The organism is Variovorax atrisoli (assembly GCF_014195185.1).
Classification (GTDB): domain Bacteria; phylum Pseudomonadota; class Gammaproteobacteria; order Burkholderiales; family Burkholderiaceae_C; genus Variovorax; species Variovorax atrisoli.
Genome location: NZ_JACIBG010000002.1, coordinates 550,705 through 566,402, shown reverse-complemented (window position 1 = coordinate 566,402; position 15,698 = coordinate 550,705). Strand labels below are relative to the sequence as shown.

The 15,698-nt window shown below is 70.1% G+C and carries 15 protein-coding genes; 7 read left to right on the top strand and 8 right to left on the bottom strand.

Going from position 1 to position 15,698, the window contains the following annotated elements; genetic code table 11:
- Nucleotides 1–28: 28 nt before the first annotated feature.
- Genes hisN through FHY06_RS09515 form a run of 5 tightly spaced genes read left to right on the top strand, consistent with a single transcriptional unit; the run spans nucleotide 29 to nucleotide 3,994 of the window.
- A complete protein-coding gene (gene hisN, locus FHY06_RS09535; protein ID WP_019654593.1) occupies nucleotides 29–805 on the top strand; it encodes a histidinol-phosphatase in 777 nt (258 codons plus the stop codon).
- 10 nt (nucleotides 806–815) lie between these two features.
- Nucleotides 816–1,010 carry a DUF2905 domain-containing protein gene (locus FHY06_RS09530; protein ID WP_019654592.1) on the top strand — a complete coding sequence of 65 codons (195 nt, stop codon included), beginning with the start codon at nucleotides 816–818 and terminating at the stop codon, nucleotides 1,008–1,010.
- A gap of 34 nt (nucleotides 1,011–1,044) precedes the next feature.
- Entirely contained in the window at nucleotides 1,045–1,971 is a 927-nt protein-coding gene (locus tag FHY06_RS09525; protein WP_184604642.1) for an ROK family protein, read from the top strand.
- 41 nt (nucleotides 1,972–2,012) lie between these two features.
- The gene (locus FHY06_RS09520; protein WP_184604640.1) at nucleotides 2,013–3,551 is read left to right on the top strand and encodes a tetratricopeptide repeat protein; all 1,539 of its coding nucleotides are present in this window, start codon (nucleotides 2,013–2,015) and stop codon (nucleotides 3,549–3,551) included.
- Nucleotides 3,548–3,994 (top strand): DUF1877 family protein, encoded by a 447-nt coding sequence (locus FHY06_RS09515; RefSeq protein ID WP_126182566.1) that lies wholly within the window; start codon nucleotides 3,548–3,550, stop codon nucleotides 3,992–3,994. Before FHY06_RS09520 ends, FHY06_RS09515 begins: the two co-directional genes overlap by 4 nt.
- A 32-nt stretch (nucleotides 3,995–4,026) precedes the next feature.
- Here FHY06_RS09515 and FHY06_RS09510 read toward each other — a convergent pair whose 3' ends face one another.
- On the bottom strand, nucleotides 4,027–5,472 hold the full coding sequence (locus tag FHY06_RS09510) for an aminotransferase-like domain-containing protein (RefSeq protein WP_019654588.1): 1,446 nt from the start codon (nucleotides 5,470–5,472) through the stop codon (nucleotides 4,027–4,029).
- A 174-nt stretch (nucleotides 5,473–5,646) separates the two neighbouring features.
- On the opposite strand from FHY06_RS09510, the gene FHY06_RS09505 reads away from it, so the two are divergent.
- Entirely contained in the window at nucleotides 5,647–5,991 is a 345-nt protein-coding gene (locus FHY06_RS09505; protein ID WP_184604638.1) for a hypothetical protein, read from the top strand.
- Between the two features lie 18 nt (nucleotides 5,992–6,009).
- Here the strand turns inward: FHY06_RS09505 and otsA are convergent, their stop codons facing one another.
- The 5 genes from otsA to FHY06_RS09480 form a co-directional block, all read right to left on the bottom strand.
- Entirely contained in the window at nucleotides 6,010–7,395 is a 1,386-nt protein-coding gene (gene otsA / locus FHY06_RS09500) for an alpha,alpha-trehalose-phosphate synthase (UDP-forming) (protein WP_019654586.1), read from the bottom strand.
- Nucleotides 7,396–7,483: 88 nt separating this feature from the next.
- Nucleotides 7,484–9,406: a glycoside hydrolase family 15 protein gene (locus tag FHY06_RS09495; RefSeq protein ID WP_132752262.1), complete on the bottom strand. Its 1,923-nt coding sequence runs from the start codon at nucleotides 9,404–9,406 to the stop codon at nucleotides 7,484–7,486.
- The gene (otsB, locus tag FHY06_RS09490; RefSeq protein ID WP_038114569.1) at nucleotides 9,403–10,206 is read right to left on the bottom strand and encodes a trehalose-phosphatase; all 804 of its coding nucleotides are present in this window, start codon (nucleotides 10,204–10,206) and stop codon (nucleotides 9,403–9,405) included. The genes FHY06_RS09495 and otsB overlap by 4 nt, the downstream gene beginning before the upstream one ends.
- 84 nt (nucleotides 10,207–10,290) lie before the next feature.
- Entirely contained in the window at nucleotides 10,291–12,132 is a 1,842-nt protein-coding gene (locus FHY06_RS09485; protein WP_184604636.1) for an ATP-binding response regulator, read from the bottom strand.
- A gap of 77 nt (nucleotides 12,133–12,209) precedes the next feature.
- Nucleotides 12,210–13,397, bottom strand: a complete 1,188-nt coding sequence (locus tag FHY06_RS09480) for a multifunctional CCA addition/repair protein (RefSeq protein ID WP_184604634.1) — start codon at nucleotides 13,395–13,397, stop codon at nucleotides 12,210–12,212.
- A 160-nt stretch (nucleotides 13,398–13,557) separates the two neighbouring features.
- On the opposite strand from FHY06_RS09480, the gene FHY06_RS09475 reads away from it, so the two are divergent.
- The gene (locus tag FHY06_RS09475) at nucleotides 13,558–14,283 is read left to right on the top strand and encodes an OmpW/AlkL family protein (protein ID WP_019654581.1); all 726 of its coding nucleotides are present in this window, start codon (nucleotides 13,558–13,560) and stop codon (nucleotides 14,281–14,283) included.
- Between the two features lie 30 nt (nucleotides 14,284–14,313).
- Here FHY06_RS09475 and FHY06_RS09470 read toward each other — a convergent pair whose 3' ends face one another.
- Together FHY06_RS09470 and FHY06_RS09465 are read right to left on the bottom strand one after the other, a co-directional pair.
- Nucleotides 14,314–15,003 (bottom strand): glutathione S-transferase family protein, encoded by a 690-nt coding sequence (locus FHY06_RS09470; protein ID WP_019654580.1) that lies wholly within the window; start codon nucleotides 15,001–15,003, stop codon nucleotides 14,314–14,316.
- Between the two features lie 122 nt (nucleotides 15,004–15,125).
- Nucleotides 15,126–15,683: an MgtC/SapB family protein gene (locus FHY06_RS09465; protein ID WP_019654579.1), complete on the bottom strand. Its 558-nt coding sequence runs from the start codon at nucleotides 15,681–15,683 to the stop codon at nucleotides 15,126–15,128.
- Nucleotides 15,684–15,698 lie beyond the last annotated feature (15 nt).

The window sequence follows — 15,698 nt, the reverse complement described above, 5'->3', positions numbered from 1 at the left end:
GGTTTTGGCAAGCGTCTCCAACTCTTTCATGAGCTCCTCCTCTTCCGACCTCTCGCCGATCGCCCAAGCGCTGGCCGATGCCGCCGCCGCCAAGTCGATGCACTACTTCCGCACGCCGCTGGACATCATCACCAAGGCGGACGAAAGCCCCGTCACGCTGGCCGACCGCGCCGCCGAGACGGCCATGCGCGAGATCCTCGCCGCCCGGGCGCCTGCCGACGGCATCTACGGCGAGGAGCACGGCCCCGAGCGGCTCGATGCCGAGCGCATCTGGGTGCTCGACCCGATCGACGGCACGCGCAGCTTCATCACCGGCTCGCCGCTGTGGGGCACGCTGATCGGCGTGCTGCAGGGCGGGCGCGTGGCGCTGGGCATGATCGACATGCCGGTGCTCAAGGAGCGATGGATCGGCGTGGCGGGCCAGGGCGCCACGCGCGACGGCCAGCCGGTGCGCGTGAGCGGCTGCACCGAAGTGGCCAAGGCCCGCATCGTCACCACCTCGCCCGACATCTTCGCGCCGGCCGACTGGAGCGCCTTCGACAGGCTCAGCCGCCAGTGCGCGATGCGCCGCTTCGGCGGCGACTGCTACGGCTACGCCCAACTGGCGGGCGGCACCATCGACCTCGTGGTCGAGACCGGCCTGCAGCCCTACGACTACCTCGGCCCGGCCGGGCTGATCGAGGCGGCCGGCGGCGTCGTCACCGACTGGCAGGGCCAGCCGCTGGGCCTGAAATCCGACGGCCGAGTGATCGCGGCGGCAACGCCCGAACTCCACCGACAAGCGATGGCCATTCTCTCGGCCTAGACTGTTGCCCATGCTTCGCTGGCTGATCGTCGTCGTCCTCGCGCTGGTGCTCATGAGCGGCCTGACCGCCTGGCTGCGCCGCTTCGGCTTCGGACGGCTGCCCGGCGATTTCGAGTTCCGCGCCTTCGGCCGCGAGTGGCAGCTGCCGATCGCGAGCACCGTGGTGCTCAGCATGATCGCGGCGCTGGTGGCGCGCCTCCTGTAGAGAAGACGAACAATCAAGGAAAAGACGAACAGCGATGAGAGCCTGCGTAGACATCGGCGGCACCAAGGTTGCCGTGAGCCTTTCCGCCTCCAGCGACGCGCCGCTGATCGGCCGCCTCAGCGAGCCCACGGCCAAGACCGGTGACAACGACGCGGTGGCTGTGCAGATCATGCGGATGATCGACGAGGTCTGCGCGCAGCAGGGGGTCGATCCGGCGAGCATCGACCGCGTGGGGGTCTCGTCGGCCGGGCCGTTCGAGCTGCACGAGGGCATGGTGGAGCTGGCTACGCCCAACATCTGCGGCGGCATCGCCGGTCCTGCACGCGGCCTGCCCAACAACTGGATGACTGCGCTGATCGAGGCACCGCTGGCCAGGCGGTTCGCCCGCGTGCGAGTCGAGAACGACGCGGTGGCTGCGCTGGAGGCCGAGCGCCACTGGGGCGCGCTCAAGGGCATGGACAGCTGCGCATACGTCACCTGGAGCACGGGTGTGGGTGTCGGCCTGTGCGTGGACGGCCGTGCGCTGCGCGGCAAGAACGGCAATGCCGGCCACGCGGGCCACAGCTTCGTGGTGGACGATGCGAGCGGCGCGCTGTGCGGCTGCGGCAACGTGGGCGACGTCGAGGGGCTGATCGCCGGCAATTCGATCGCGCGGCGTTTCGGTCAATCGGCAGCCGATGTCTTCAGCTCGGCGGCGGCCGGAGAGCGGCATTCGCTGGAAATCGTCGATGCACTGTGCCGCGTGATGGGCCGCATGCTCTACAACCTGATCGCCACCCTCGACCTGCAGGGAATCAGCCTGGGCGGCAGCGTGTTCTGGCATCACCGTGATTTCCTGCTGCCGAGGCTGCAGGCACAGATCGATGGCAAGCTGCCGCCGCTCACGCGGGGCGTGCGGTTGATGCCCGCCGGCCTGGGCGACAAGGTCGGCGACTACGCCGCGCTCGCGCTGCTCGACTGAACGAACGAACGGACGGTCGAGCCCACGCAACCCGGCGAACCATGACCCCGCTGCCTCGCCGCCGCTCCTTCGCCTACCTGCTGTGGCTGGTGGGGGGCTTCATCGGCGCGCACCGCTTCTATCTGGGCAGCTACCTGGGCGGCGCGGGGCAGATGGGGCTTCTGGGCTACGGCATCGCCGGCCTGCCGGGCGGCCGCTTCTGCCTGGCGGTGCTGCTGCCGTGGATGCTGTTCGACCTCTGGTGGATTTATCGGCGCATGGACCAGCTGCAGGCGCAGGGTCAGGACGAGGACGAAGAAGCCCCCTCCGCCGCGGCGCGCCCCGCATCCCTGCGCCACGCGCCGAGGGACGGCGCCAAGGACTACGACCTTGCGGCCTTGGCCGAAGCCAACAAGCTGCAGGAGCGCTTCGTGGCCGCCGCCGAGGCCGGCGACTGGGCGCAGGCCGTCGCCATCGGCGAGCAGATCGTCGCCGCCACGCGCCGCGTGTTCAAGGGGCCGCACCAGAACCTCGCGATGACGCTGTGCATGCTCGGGCAGGCCTGCTACCAGAGCGACGCATTCGACAAGGCGCGCTCGAGCCTCGAGGAGAGCCTGTCCATCGGCCGCATGCTCGGCATGCCCGCGGAGGACATGGACGTGGCCCGCAGGGCGCTCGACCTGACGCTGGTCGCCATCGCGCAGCGCAAGGCGCGCGGCGCCGCTTCCGACGATCAGGGCGTGCTGCTGAAGCTGCTCGACGACCATGAGGCCCGCTACCGCGCCGCGCTCGCCCAGGGCGACCTGAAGAGCGCCGAGCAGTCCTGCGCGGAGGCCATCGCCGCCGCCCGCCGGCTGCACGGCGGGGCGCACCGCAGCGTGGTGCTCCACCTGTCCAGCCATGCCGAGCTGTGCCGCCGGCTGCGCTGGAACGAGAAGGCGCAGGCCTCTGCCGACGAGGCGCTCGCCGTGGCTGCGCAGCTGGGCCTGGACGACAGCTGGCGGCGCGGGCCGACCAACACGCTGGCGCTGCTGCATGCCGCGGCCGGACGCGCCGACGAGGCAGAGGCGCTCTACAAGAAGACCATCGCCATGGCGGTGGCCGAGGCCGGAGGCGGCTCCAGCGACGGCGTGGTGCGTGCGTTCAACAACCTGGCCTTCCTCTATGCGGAGTCGGGCCAGGACGCGAAGGCCGAGCTCTGCTATGCGCGCGCCCTGGTGCACCTCGACAAGCTCCCGCCGGGCGAGGGCGACGCGGAGCTGCATTCCGACATGCTCAACAACTTCGCGAGCCTGTTCATGGCGCGCCGCGACTTTCCCCGGGCACGCGAACTGTTCGAGCGCTCGCTGGGCATCCAGCAGCGCAACTGCCGCGGCATCTCGTCGTCGGCCGCCAACGCGCACAACGACCTGGGCCTGATCGCGCAGGAGGAAGGCGACCTGCGCCAGGCGCTGGTGCATTTCAAGCGCACGCTGCTGCTCAACCAGATCTGCGCGCCCGACCACTTCCGGAACATCGACAACGCGCAGCGCAACATCGACAGCGTGAGCATCGCGCTCGCGGCGGTGGCGCGCGCTGCCCGCATGGAGCCCAGCACTTGAGCATCGGCGCCGCCTTCCACGCCCTCGACCGCTACCGGCTGCGTGCGCTGGTGATCGATCCGTCCACCGTCTCCGGCTTCCTGAACACAGCCGCGGCCAAGGGCGGCCCCCACGACAGCCAGACCGTGGAGCAGGCCTGGGACGTGGTGCGCACGCTGATGCCCGAGGCGGTCGACGGTGAGGAGCTCGACGGCACCGACGGCCTGGCCTGCATCTACCTCACGGCCGCCCATGTGGAGCGCGCCGCGGCCCGGCTCGCGCAGTGCGACGTGGCGGCGCTGGTGGGCCGCTTCACGGCCGAGCCGGCGAAGTTCGGCGAGCTGTACTGGGCCAAGGTCTGGCAGGAGGGCGCGCAGGACCTCGCGGGCTTCATGGAGGGCGTCAAGCGCTTCTTCGCTGGCGCGGCCGCAAGGCGCGACGCCGTCCTGTTCTACATCGTCTGAATCGCGCGGCCGCGTCGGAATGTCGACCCGCCCTAGCGCGAGGGCTGCACCGCCGACACGATCTCGCCGAGCCGCCGCAGCCCCGCGTCCACCGCCTTCGAATACGGCCAGCCGCAGTTGATGCGCAGGTAGTTGTCGAAGCGCCCGGAGTTCGAGAACTGCGCGCCCGGCGACACCAGCATCTGCTCGCGCAGCGCGGCTTCGAACACGCTCACCGACGATCGCTGCTGCGGCAGCTCCACCCACAGCTGCAGCCCGCCGCGCGGCAGGTTCAGCCGCGTGCCCGCCGGGAAGTAGCGGGCGATGGCGTCGGCCGTCTGGTCGCGCTGCGTGTGCAGCCGTTCGCGCAGCCGGCGCAGGTGGCGGTCATAGGCGCCGCTGGCGATGAACTCGCCCGCGGCGATCTGCGCCAGCGCCTCGTTGTTGCGGGTCTGCGCGTACTTGAGCATCTCCACCTGCGCGTGCCAGCGTCCGGCGGTGATCCAGCCCAGCCGCAGCCCCGGCGCCAGCACCTTGTGCAGCGAGGCGCAATAGATCACGTTGCCCGTACGGTCCCACGACTTGACCGCGCGCAGCGGCGCGTCGGTTTCCACGAGGTCGCTGTAGGTGTCGTCCTCGACCAGCGCGATGCCGTGGCTCTCGCACAGGTGCACGAGCCGCTGCTTGTGGCTGTCGGGCATCACGCTGCCTATGGGGTTCTGCAGGTGCGGCACCACCACCACCGCCTTGATGTCGTCGTAGGTGTGGATCGCCAGGTCCAGCGCCTCCAGCGACATGCCGGTCTGCGGGCTGGTGGGGATCTCCAGCGCGCGCAGGCCCAGGCTTTCGAGCACTTGCAGCAGGCCGTAGAAGGTGGGTGACTCCACCGCGACCGTGTCGCCGGGCTTGGCGATGGCGCGCAGCGCGAGGTTCAGCGCCTCGATGCAGCCGTTGGTGACCAGCACCTCGTCGGGCGCCACCGTCATGCCCACTCGCAGGCTGCGCTGCGCCACGGCCTCGCGGAACTGCTCGTGGCCTTTCTGCGAGGAGGCGGTGGTCAGCAGCTCGGGCCGCTGGCGCAGCGCGCGGGTCATCGAGTTGCGCAGCGCCTCGGCGGGATACAGCTCGGGCGCCGCGCGGGCGATGGCGAAGTTGAGCTTCACGCCCGTATGCCGCCCGCGCGCCATGAAGTTGGCCATGCGCGTGCGCATGCTCACGAACTGCGCCGGATCGGGCGGCACGTCGGCCACCGGCTCCTCCATCGGCGCGATGGCCAGGCGCTGCGGTCGGCGCACGAAGTAGCCCGAGCGGTCGCGCGCCTCGACCCAGCCGTCGCTTTCCATGGCGCGGCAGACCTGCAGCGCGGTCGAGAGGCTGATGCCGTGCAGCCGCATCAGGCTGCGCAGCGAGGGCAGCTTGTCACCCTGCTTGAGCGAGCCGGTGTGGATCGCATCCACGTAGTGCGCGGAAAGCTGGCGGTAGAGCGGTAGCGAGTCCATGGGTCGATGTTCCCCGCATCGGGCATCCGAAAACAGATGCAGTTGCCCGGGAAAACGACCATAACAGATGCGTTTCCGGCCCCGCTGTTCCGGTCGCAATAGCCATGGCGTGTGCCTGTTTTCCGGGCAGCGGGATTCCTACGATGAAGCCTCGTCCAACCGAGCTTCGCCGCCATGATCACCACACTTTCCCAGGCTCCCGATTCCATCGTTCTAGAACCCGGCCAGTCCCTGCGCACCTCGGTCGAGGCCGGCGCATGGCTCCAGCTGGCGGAGGGGCGCGCCCGCGTGGTGTCGCCGCCGGGCTGGTTCGGCGAGACCGTCTTCATGACCGAGTCGCTGCTCGAGGAGGGCGACATGCACCGCCTGTCGCACGGAGGGTGGATCGAGGTTTCGGCTCTGACGCCGGTGCACCTGCGGGTGCACGCGCCCAAGGCCCCGACGATGGCCGCGAAGACCGCCGCTCCCGCGCTGGCGCGGCCGGTGATGCGATTCGTGCGGCTCCTGACCGGCTGGTGAGCCGCCGGCCACGCGGGGTCAGCGCTCGCTGGGCGCCTCCCGCAGCGCCTCGAGGAAGCTGCGCCGCCACCAGTGGATGTCGTGTTCGCGGATGCGCGACAGCAGCTTCTGGTGCCGCTCGCGCCGCTCCTCCAGTGGCATCTGCAGCGCCTGCTGCACGGTCTCGGCGGTGCCGTGGGTGTCGTAGGGGTTCACCAGCAGCGCTTCCTTCAGCTGCTCGGCGGCGCCCGCGAAGCGCGACAGCACCAGCACGCCGGGGTCGGCCGGGTCCTGCGCCGCGATGTATTCCTTGGCGACGAGGTTCATGCCGTCGCGCAGCGGCGTCACCAGACCAACGGCCGCCGCGCGGCACAGGCCCGGCACGCGCTTGCGCGCCACCATGCGGTGGATGTAGCGCACGGGCATCCAGTCGAGCTCGCCGTAGTCGCCGTTGATGGCGCCGCACAGCGATTCGAGCTCGCGCCGGATGTCGCCGTAGGCGTCGACCGTCTCGCGCGTGGGCGAGGCGATCTGGATCAGCGTGGCGCTGCGGCGGTTCTCGGGGTAGTTCGCCAGCAGCTCGCGGAACGCCCGCACCCGCTGCGGGATGCCCTTGGAGTAGTCGAGCCGGTCGATGCCCAGCAGCAGCCGGCGCTGCGAGTACTCGCGCTTCATGGTCTCGTACATGTCGCGCGATTCCTTCGCGTGCGTGAGTGCCGCGAACTCGTCCACGTCGATGCCGATGGGGAAGGCCGCGCTTCGCACCGTCTGCCCGTAGGCGCGGTACATGTCGTCGCCCAGGTACTCGCCGTTGGCCTCGTTGCGAACGTAGTGCTCGAAGTGCTGCACGTCCTGCTGCGCCTGAAAGCCGATCAGGTCGTACGAGAAAAGCGAGCGCATCAGCCAGGCGTGCTGCGGAATCGCCGCGAGGATGATCTGCGGCGGCAGCGGAATGTGCAGGAAGAAGCCGATGCGCTGCCTGCAGCCCATCGCGCGCAGCTCGGCCGCCAGCGGGATCAGGTGGTAGTCGTGCACCCAGATGATGTCGTCGTCCTTCAGGAGCGGCAGCAGCTTGCGCGCGAACAGCTGGTTCACGCGCCGGTAGCCGCCGACGAAGCCGGCCTCGAAGTGCGCGAGGTCGAGACGGTCGTGGAACACCGGCCAGAGCACGTCGTTGCTGTAGCCGAGGTAGTAGCTGTCGTGGTCCTCGCGGCTGAGGTCGATGGTCGCCAGCGTGACCTTGCCTGCCTGGTGGCGGTGCAGCTCTCCCTCTCCGGTCGGGCCGTCCTCGACGATCTGGCCGCTCCAGCCGAACCAGAGGCCGCCGCTTTGCTGCAGGCTTTCGCCCAGCGCCACGGCGAGGCCGCCGGCGGCGGGCTTGCGCGGGTCGGCCACGCGGTTGGAGATGACGACGAGGCGGCTCATGGCGCCTCCTTGCGCCAGCTGCCGGGCAGCGTCTTCCCCTCTGGGGGTGGCGTTGCACGGGTGCAGCGGGTGGAAGACCGGGTGGCGTTCATATGGCGGAGTCCCAGGGAGCGGACAGGCGCACCGCCGCGTTGATGATGCCGACCATCGAGTAGGTCTGCGGGAAGTTGCCCCACATCTCGCCGGTGACCGGGTGGGTGTCTTCGGACAGCAGCCCCAGCGGATTGCGCGCGGCGAGCATGGTCTCGAAGATCTGGCGCGCCTCGGCCTTGCGGCCGATCTTGGCGAGCGCGTCGATGCGCCAGAAGGTGCAGATGTTGAAGGCGGTCTCGGGCTTGCCGAAGTCGTCGGCGGCCTCGTAGCGGCGCATGTAGGGGCCGTCGCACAGCGTCTTCTCCATCGCGTCGACGGTCGAGATGAAGCGCGGGTCGCGCGCGTCGATCAGGCCCACTTCCACCATCAGCAGGATGCTCGCGTCGAGCTCGTGCCCGCCGAAGCTCTCGGCGAAGGCCTGGCGCTCCTCGCACCAAGACTTGGCGAGGATCTCCTCCTTCATGCGCGCGGCATGGCCGTGCCAGTAGGCGGCGCGTTCCGCCAACCCCAGGGTGCGAGCGATCTTCGCGAGCCGGTCGCAGGCGGCCCAGCTCATCAGCGCCGAGCTGGTGTGCACGCGCGCGCGGGTGCGAAGCTCCCACATGCCGGCGTCGGGCGTGCCGTAGACGGCCACCGCGCGCTCGCCCACCGCCTCGAGGTGTGGAAACTCCGCCAGCCCCGCGCGGCTGAGCAGCCGGTGGTCGTGGAAGGCCTGCGCCGCGCCGAGCACGATGTTGCCGTACACGTCGTGCTGGAAGTGCTCCTGCGCCTGGTTGCCCACGCGCACCGGGCCCATGCCGCGGTAGCCGGGAAGGCCATCGACGAAGGACTCCGGCAGCTCGCGCTCCAGCCCGATGCCGTACAGCGGCTGGATGTGCTCGCCGTGCGAGCCGATCACCACGTTGCCGAGCCAGCGCAGGTAGTCCTCCATGGTGCCCACTTCGCTCAGCGAATTGAGCGCGCGCACCACGAAGAAGGCGTCGCGCAGCCAGCAGTAGCGGTAGTCCCAGTTGCGCTGGCTGCCCGGCGCCTCGGGAATGCTGGTGGTCATGGCCGCGACGATGGCGCCCGTGTCCTCGTACAGCGAGAGCTTCAGCGTGATGGCCGCGCGGATCACCGCGTCCTGGTACTCGAACGGAATCGCCAGGCGCTTGCTCCAGACGCGCCAGTACGCGATGGTCTCCTGCTCGAAGCGGCGCGCGGTGTCGGCGATGCCGTCCATCAGCGTCTCGTCGACGCCGAACATGAAGTTGTATTCGCGCGAGAGCACGAAGGGCTGGCGCGAGAGGATGTGCGAGATCGAGGCGTCGGTGTTCAGCCGCAGCGTCACGTCGGGCCCGACATAGCGGATGTGGTTGCTGCCGCGCGTGACCTCCAGCGGCGCCGAGGCGCCCCACTGGAAGCGCGGATCGAGCGACACGCGGACGCGCGGCGCCCCCGCGATGGGCCGCACGCGGCGCACCAGCATCAGCGGGCGGAAGTAGCGCGAGCGGCTGTAGAAGCGCGGCGCGAAGTCGGTGATCTCGATGCCCTGGCCCGCGCTGTCGAAGAGCTGCGTGCGCAGCACGGCGGTGTTCGGCTCGTACCACTGCTTCGATTCGGCGAAGTCCTCGATGTCGATGCTCCAGGCGCCCGCATCCTCGCCGGGATGCAGCAGGGCGTTGAACACCGGGTCGCCGTCGAAGCGCGGCAGGCAGCACCACACGGCGCGGCCGCGCGAGTCGATGAGTGCGCTGTAGGCGCAGTTGCCGATCACGCCCACGTTGAGCGAGGGCTCGGCCGGCGGCGCGAAGCCGCGGGCGCCAGGCCTTGCGGCTGCCTGCGGATCGACCGGTGCGCGGTCGTCGGGACCGGTCGCGCCGGCCAGGGCCTGCCCGGCGCGGTCCTCGGGCGCCACCGGCGTCTGTTGTTCTGTCATCGGGGGCTCCTCGGTGATTCTTCGGATCGGCTTGCAGAGTCCTGCGGCCGTGCCGCCAGCAGGTCGCGTGCCTGCACCAGCCATTCGTAGACGGCCAGCGGCGATTCGAGGCGGTGCAGCGCCAGGCTCGGGCCCGAGCCCACCTTGATCGCGATGCCGCCGCGCGGCTGCACCACGGCGAATCCGCTTTCGTCGGTGGTGTCGTCGCCGAGGAAGACCGGCACGCGGCCGGCGAAGGGCGCCTCGGTCATGAAGGCATCGATGGCGATGCCCTTGTTGACGCCTGCGGGCTTCACCTCGAAGACGAACTTGCCGTGCATCAGCTCCAGCATCGGATCGAGCGCGATGGCGCGCGACATCGCGTCGCGGCACACCGCCTCCAGCTGCGGAGCGAGCCGGTAGTGCAGCGCGATGGCCGCGTGCTTGCGCTCGACAAGCAGGCCTTCGTGCACGCGAGCTAGCTCGTTGGCGATGTCGAGCACGGGGGCGAGATCGGGCGGCCGCTGCTCCTGCATGCTGCCGGCGGCATCGCGGCGCTGCACGCCGTGCTCGCCGGCCGCAGGCAGCCGCAGGGGCGCGAGAAAGCGGTCGATGGCATCGATCTGGCGGCCCGACACCACGGCGAGCGCACCGCCGAGCTGGTCGCGCAGGTCGCTCAGCAGGGGCACGAGGGCGGGTGGAATCTCGATGGCTTCGGGCGTGGGCGCGAGCCCGACCAGGGTACCGTCGAAGTCGAGGAAGAGGGCTGCGTCCCGCGCCAACGGAGGAGGCAACGGCGGGTTGCTGGAGGACTTTGGCATCGGTAAAAACCTTAACACGCGCCGTTCGCGGCGCATGTCGGCCAAAGCCCCATGTCGCCCCGGACGCGCCGGGACGGCTTCGAATCAGTGCGCTGCCAGCGAGGGCGCCGGCGCCAGTTCGGCGAGCGCGCGCAGCAGCGTCGCGGGGTTCACCGGCTTGAACAGCACCGGAATGCCCGAGGCGCGCACGCGCTGCAGCCGCTGGGGCGAGGTCTCCCCCGTCACCAGCAGCAACGGCGCCTGCAGGCCGAAGCGCTGCTGCAGGCGCTGCCCCACGTCGAGCCCGTTCTCGCCGCCGCCGAGGCGGTAGTCGCACATCAGCAGCGAGAAGGGGCGCTCCTGCGCGTCGGGGCTTGCTAGGAGCTCCGCGGCTTCGGCCTCGCTGGCGACGGCCTCCAGCGAGAGATGGTGTGACCTGAACAGGCCGACCATGGCTTCGCGGATATCCGCTTCGTCGTCGATGAGCAGGATGCGCCCCAGTACTGCCCCCGGCTTGCAATCGGGGCGCTGCCCTGCGGCGCGGCGGGCTGCAAGAGGCCCGCCCTCGGCAGCGGGCACCGCAGCTTCCTCGGCGGCCGGCAGTTCGAGGCGGAAGAGGCTGCCGCGGCCGGGGCGCGACTTCAGCTGCACCGGATGCCCGAGCAGCTGCGAGAGCCGCTGCACGATCGACAGGCCGATGCCCAGCCCCTGCGTGCGGTCGCGCCCCGGGTTGTGCACCTGGTAGTACTCCTCGAACACGCGCTCCTGCTGCTCGGGCGCGATGCCGATGCCGGTGTCGAACACCTCGATCCACACCGTGTCGCCGCGCGCGCGGGCCCGCACCGACACGCCGCCGCGTGTCGTGTACTTCAGCGCGTTGTCGACGAGGTTGGAGAGCATGCGGTGCAGCAGCTGCGCATCGCTGCGCACCCGGAGGCCGCTGGCGCGCACCCGCAGCTGCAGCTGCCGCTCCTCGGCCCTGGCCGCGAACAGGTGGTTGAGCGAGCGGAACAGCGCGTCGAGCGACACCGGCGCGATGTCCGGCGTGACCACGCCCGCATCGAGGCGCGACACGTCGAGCATGGTGTCGAGCGAATTGCCCAGCGCGTTCACCGCGCGCATCAGCTGCTGCGCGTTGCGGCCGCCGTGGTGCTCGCGCAGCTCGTTCTCCAGTGCCGCGCCGAAGAGCGCGATGGCATGCAGCGGCTGGCGCAGGTCGTGGCTGGCGGTGGCGAGGAATCGCGACTTCTCGGCGCTCGCGCGCTCCGCCGCGGCGATCTGCCTGCCGAGCTGGCCGGCCAGCGCCTCGTTCTCGAAGCGCAGCACCAGCGAGTCGGTCAGCAGCTCGTGCTGCTGGCCGCCCACGCGCAGCGTGAAGAGCAGGTAGCCCAGGCTGAAGAGCGCCAGGAAGAAGTGCGTCGCGTCGCCCTGCCACGCCAGCGCGGCGATCAGGCTCAGCATCATCGGCAGGGTGTAGCCGTACAGCGCCGGCTTCAGCGGCCACAGCAGCTGCATGGCCCGCGCGCAGCTGCCGATGATGGCCACCGTGACGACCGAGGTCACGGGCAGGTCGCCCGGTGTGATGAAGAGCAGCGGCGCACTGGCCATGGCCGCGCCCACCACCATGACGGTGCACGAATGCCTGCGTGCCCAGCGCCTTGTATCGGCCAGCGGCACGCCGGCGTGCCAGCGCGGCATCGAGAGGAGGAACAGGCCCAGCAAGAGGTGCGCCGCCATCCACACGAGGATCCAGGCGCGGGGCTGGTGCAGGTACATGGCCGCGCCCAGCGCAGCGCCCAGGCCGAAGTGCACGAACACCGACGCGTCGTAGGCCGCGTACACCGAGGCCACGTGCTCGCGCAGCACGCGCAGGCCCAGCTCGTCCGCCCCTGGCGGGTGCGGGAAGTCGGCGGACTCGCGTGACGGCTTCGGCGCGGTGGCATTCACCCGGCCGATGCTATCGACGGGGTTCGCGCACGGAAGTGTCGTAAGTCATGCCCCGAAAGGGCTGGCTCCGGTCGGCCTCAAGCCTGACCCAGCGACGAAGCGACCGCCTCGACGCGCGCCCGGTGGATGGCGTCGCCGATCTTCGGTCCCGTGGCGCCCGACTGCTGGGCGGCCCGGGCCACCACGTCGGTGGCCACGGCCGACGCCGTCGCCAGCACCGCGAGCAGCCGCTGGCGCTGCGGCCAGGGCGCATCGGCCTCGATGCCGGTGCCCGGACGGCTGCGCGCCGCGCACTCGCAGGCCAGCAGCGCCTCGGCGAAGCGTGCGGGCTTGCGGAAGGCGTCGCAGCGCTCCAGCAGGCGCACCAGCCCGGCGGCATCGAGCGCGCCGCTCTCGTCGATGTGCGAGTGCTCGCGCGCCACCATCTCCGCCAGCTCGCGGATATCCACCGGCACGCGCCAGCGTTCGCACAGAGCCTGGAGCGAGGCCACGCTGCCCTTGCCGCTACCGAAGCCGCCGGTCAGGCAGGCGAAGCGCACGGCCAGCGACGCCTTCAGCCGGGCGGCGGTGTCCACCACCTGCATCGGCAGCGGGTCGTTCGCGTCGATTTCGGGTAGCAGCACTGCCAGCGCGCCGCATTTGCGCAGCACGTCGAACATGCGCGAGGGGCGTGTTTCCATCAGGCCGCGCGAGAGCTCCTGCCACACGCGCTCGGCCACCAGCGCATCGACCTCGCCGGCCGCGACCATCCCGCGCATCAGCGCCATGGTTTGCGGGGCCACGTCGAAGTCGTCGAAGCGGGCGGCGAAGCGCGCCACGCGCAGGATGCGCACCGGGTCTTCGCGGAAGGCATCGGTCACGTGGCGCAGCACCTTGTCGCGCAGGTCGCGCTGGCCGTGGAAGGGGTCGGCCAGCGTCTCGGGCGCGGGATCGAAGCGGCCGTCGGCGCTCACCAGTTCGGCGGGCAGCGCGATCGCGTTGACGGTCAGGTCGCGGCGGGCGAGGTCCTGTTCGAGCGTGACGTCGGGCGCGGCATGCACGGTGAAGCCGCGATAGCCCGGCGCGCTCTTGCGCTCGGTGCGCGCGAGCGCGTATTCCTCGCGCGTCTCGGGATGCAGGAACACCGGAAAGTCGCGCCCCACGGGCAGGTAGCCGCGCGCCACCATTTCCTCGGGCGTGGCACCGACCACCAGCCAGTCGTGGTCGGACACGGGGCGCCCCAGCAGGCGGTCGCGCAGGGCGCCGCCGACGAGAAAGATCTTCATGGCGGCAGTTTAGGGATAGTCCCTCTGTCAGAAATAGAACGGTCGTTCGATAATCCGCGGCGCAGACCGGGCAATCGTTCGTCATCCGGGCGATCTTCAGCGGCGAGCACAGCCGGCGTCCGCATCCGCAGAGGGATATTCAATCAAAAGGACACATTTCATGAAGAAAACAATGATTGCACTGGCAGCGCTCGGCGCCCTGGCGTCCGGCAGTGCCATGGCGCAGAAGGCCGGCGACTGGGTCGTCGGCACGGGGTGGTTCCATCTGTCACCGCAGGATTCGAGCAAGCCGCTCACCGTGACCTCGCCGATCCCGAGCGTGCTGCCCGGTTCCGGCGCCAGCGTGAGCGATTCCGACACCCTGGGCCTCAACGCCACCTATTTCATCGACAGCAACTGGGCGGTGGAAGGCGTGTTCGGCGTGCCGCCGAAGTTCAAGCTCGACGGCACCGGCACCCTCGGGCGCGTGGGCCAGCTCGGCGAGGCCCGCCAGTGGAGCCCGACGATCCTGGGCAAGTACTACTTCAACGACGGCGAATCCGCCTTCCGCCCCTTCGTCGGCCTCGGCGCCACCTATGTCTGGTACAGCGACGTCAAGCTGACCCCGAACCTGCAGAGCGCGCTGGCCACGCAGTTCCACCAGTCGCCCTTCGCGGTCAACACCACGGCCAAGCTGGACAGCAAGTTCGCCCCGGTGCTCAACATCGGCGCGGCCTACCAGTTCGACAAGCACTGGGGCATCTCGTTCTCGGTCTCCTACATCCCGCTGAAGACCAAGGCCAAGCTGACCACGAACTCGGTCTTCGGCCTGCCGGTGGCGACCAGCGAGGCGAGCCTGAAGCTCAACCCGATCGTCACCTACGTGGCGGCGACCTATCGGTTCTGAACCGGGCTCGCCCTTGCAGCGTTTGAAGCCCTATCGCCCCGTGCGGTAGGGCTCTTCGAACTGCAGGAAGTCCTTTTCGGCCAGCCCGGCGTCGATCCAGGCCTTCACCCCCGGCAGCGCCTGCACGCGCTCGATGTAGGCGGTGATCTGCGCCGGCACCGGCAGGCCGTAGGTCTTGATGCGCGTGCCCACGGGCGCGAAGTAGGCGTCGGCGATGCCGAACTCGCGGCCGAAGAGCATCGGGCCGCCATGGGTCTCGAGCAGGCCGCTCCACATCTGCACGATGCGCGCGAGGTCGCTGGCGACTTCGGGCACCTCCTTCAGCAGCCGCGCGCCCACTTCGGGCAGCGACGCCTCGAGGTTCATGCCGCAGTGGTTGCGCAGGCCGCCGAAGCCGGCGTGCATCTCGGCGCAGACGCTGCGCGCGCGGGCGCGGTCGGCCCTGGCCTGGGGCCAGAGATGCTTGTCGGGGAAGCTCTCGGCCAGGTATTCGGCGATGGCGAGCGTGTCCCAGATGACGAGGCCGTCGTCTTCCACCAGCACCGGCACCTTGGCCGCGGGGTTCAGCGCGCCGATGATGTTCTTGAACTGCGAGTCGGCCTCGAAGGAATCGAAGCGCACCGCGACTTCCTCGAACTCGATGCCGGCCTGCTTCATCAGGATCCAGGGCCGCATCGACCATGACGAGTAGTTCTTGTTGCCGACATAGAGCTTGCGCATGAGAGGGTTCTCCGGTCCGTTGCGGTGATGCTGAATAGGGTCTTCGATGCTAGCCGTGCGCCACGCGGCGATTGATGCCGAACGCGGCGCGAATTGATGCCGCTTCGCAGGCGGCCCGGCGTTCAGTGCCGGGGCTTGTCGCCCGAGTCCTGCCCGCCGGCGCGGGCGGCGTCGCCATCGGCCTTCGGCTGCCCGGGTGCCCGCTCGATCAGGCCCACGAGGCGCGGCACCAGCGCGAGAACGGCGAGCGCGAGCAGCGCGCTCGTCACCGCCGTCACCTCGCGGCCGAGCCCGCAGGCCATGCCGATGGCGGCGGTCATCCACAGGCCCGCGGCGGTCGTCAGGCCCTGCACGTGGCTCTCATCCTTGCCCTGCTTGAGGATGGTGCCGGCGCACAGGAAGCCCACGCCCGCCACCAGCCCCTGTATGACACGGCTCATGTCCGCCGGCACGATGCCGGTCTGCTGGGGAATCAGCACGAACATCGCCGAGCCGATGGCCACCAGCATGTGGGTGCGCACGCCGGCCGCCTTGCCCTGCTGCTCGCGCTCGAAGCCGAGCACGAAGCCCAGCACGCCCGCCAGCGTGAGCCGCAAAACGATGCGCGTGAGCTGCGCGACGTCGCCCACGTCCGAGAACTCGGACGCCAGCGTGTCGAGGACCTCGTCGCGCCAGCTCATCTCAGGCGGCGGCCT

Bases quoted from the DNA above. Each gene is read 5' to 3' on its own strand.
- hisN (WP_019654593.1), top strand. From the start codon at position 29: ATGAGCTCCTCCTCTTCCGACCTCTCGCCGATCGCCCAAGCGCTGGCC.
- FHY06_RS09530 (WP_019654592.1), top strand. From the start codon at position 816: ATGCTTCGCTGGCTGATCGTCGTCGTCCTCGCGCTGGTGCTCATGAGC.
- FHY06_RS09525 (WP_184604642.1), top strand. From the start codon at position 1,045: ATGAGAGCCTGCGTAGACATCGGCGGCACCAAGGTTGCCGTGAGCCTT.
- FHY06_RS09520 (WP_184604640.1), top strand. From the start codon at position 2,013: ATGACCCCGCTGCCTCGCCGCCGCTCCTTCGCCTACCTGCTGTGGCTG.
- FHY06_RS09510 (WP_019654588.1), bottom strand. From the start codon at position 5,472: ATGGACTCGCTACCGCTCTACCGCCAGCTTTCCGCGCACTACGTGGAT.
- FHY06_RS09505 (WP_184604638.1), top strand. From the start codon at position 5,647: ATGATCACCACACTTTCCCAGGCTCCCGATTCCATCGTTCTAGAACCC.
- otsA (WP_019654586.1), bottom strand. From the start codon at position 7,395: ATGAGCCGCCTCGTCGTCATCTCCAACCGCGTGGCCGACCCGCGCAAG.
- FHY06_RS09495 (WP_132752262.1), bottom strand. From the start codon at position 9,406: ATGACAGAACAACAGACGCCGGTGGCGCCCGAGGACCGCGCCGGGCAG.
- otsB (WP_038114569.1), bottom strand. From the start codon at position 10,206: ATGCCAAAGTCCTCCAGCAACCCGCCGTTGCCTCCTCCGTTGGCGCGG.
- FHY06_RS09480 (WP_184604634.1), bottom strand. From the start codon at position 13,397: ATGAAGATCTTTCTCGTCGGCGGCGCCCTGCGCGACCGCCTGCTGGGG.
- FHY06_RS09475 (WP_019654581.1), top strand. From the start codon at position 13,558: ATGAAGAAAACAATGATTGCACTGGCAGCGCTCGGCGCCCTGGCGTCC.
- FHY06_RS09470 (WP_019654580.1), bottom strand. From the start codon at position 15,003: ATGCGCAAGCTCTATGTCGGCAACAAGAACTACTCGTCATGGTCGATG.
- FHY06_RS09465 (WP_019654579.1), bottom strand. From the start codon at position 15,683: ATGAGCTGGCGCGACGAGGTCCTCGACACGCTGGCGTCCGAGTTCTCG.